The sequence below is a fragment of the Embleya sp. NPDC001921 genome (assembly GCF_053594475.1).
Genome location: NZ_JBSFEO010000168.1, coordinates 1 through 1,107, shown reverse-complemented (window position 1 = coordinate 1,107; position 1,107 = coordinate 1). Strand labels below are relative to the sequence as shown.

At 69.6% G+C, this 1,107-nt stretch carries 1 protein-coding gene; it reads right to left on the bottom strand.

Features of this window, described 5'->3' with window-relative positions:
• Positions 1–194 precede the first annotated feature (194 nt).
• A partial coding sequence (locus tag ACWCPW_RS52050; RefSeq protein WP_449768700.1) for an IS4 family transposase occupies positions 195–1,107 on the bottom strand: 913 nt, incomplete at its 5' end.

Below are 1,107 nucleotides of genomic sequence, written 5' to 3'. Positions count from 1 at the left end.
CAATACCGGTGTTTTAGGTCTTTCTGCGGCGGGTTGGGGTGGTGCGGGTCGGTCCGACGAGCGTGACGTCGGGTGGGTTCGGTGGGGGTGTGCTGCGGTGCTCGGTTCGCTTGAGCGCCCAGTTGGACATCTTGCGCTTGATGACGCGGGGGTTGGAGCGTAACCGCCTCGGCGGCAGGGGCCGTTCGTGGATCTCACACAGGGTGGCGAGGAGTGCGACGGCGAGTCGGGAGGGGGGAAAACGCCGCCTGATCGGTGACGTGGCGGCGGACGACGCGCAGGGTTCGGATGAAGGACAGCCTGTCCGGGTCGCAGTCCGCGTCCCGAGCGGCGTGGTGCATCAGGTCGCGCAGGGCGTGGTGGACCAGGAGAACACCGAGGATCTCCTGTTCGACACCCGCCGGGTGACGGGAACGCAACACGTGGCCGGGACCGCCCTGGTGGGTCTTGATCTCGTCGAGGGCGGTCTCGATCTCCCATCGCTCGTGATACAGCGCCGCCAACTCGGCGGCCGGAGCCGCCGAGGGATCGTGGAGGGTGGTGATCAGCCGATACACGATCTCCTCCCCGGCGCCCGGGCCCAGGGTGTACTCGACCACACGGACCCGGATCGGATCGACGCGTCTCCTGTCGTGACCGGCGAAGATCTCCGAGAGGTAGGACCCGTCGGGCAGGGAGGTCAGGACCGGGAGCACGGCGTTGCCCTTGATCCGCCACAACAGGTCCGCGCCGGTCGCGGAGGCCGCCCGCCACAGTTCGAAGTCGTGGAAACCCCGGTCGGCCAACAGGAGCATCCCGGGCTCCAACGACGCGAACAACCGCCTGGCCGCGGTCGTCTCGCGCACGGCGAGCGGCGCGATGTCGGCCGCGAACACCACGTGGGTGCCGCACTCGACCAACACGGCCACCCTCGCCTGCGGATACGCGCTCCGACCCTGGCCCCGACTCGTACCCGGCCGGCCGAAGAACCCCGCGTTCGCCTCGCTGTCGGGCAGGTCGAAGGTCGTGCCGTCCACAGCGACCAGACGCCGCCCGCGGTACCACGCCCCGACCGTCCCCGGCACCGCCACCGGACGACACACCCGAGCGAACAACACCCTCAACGGC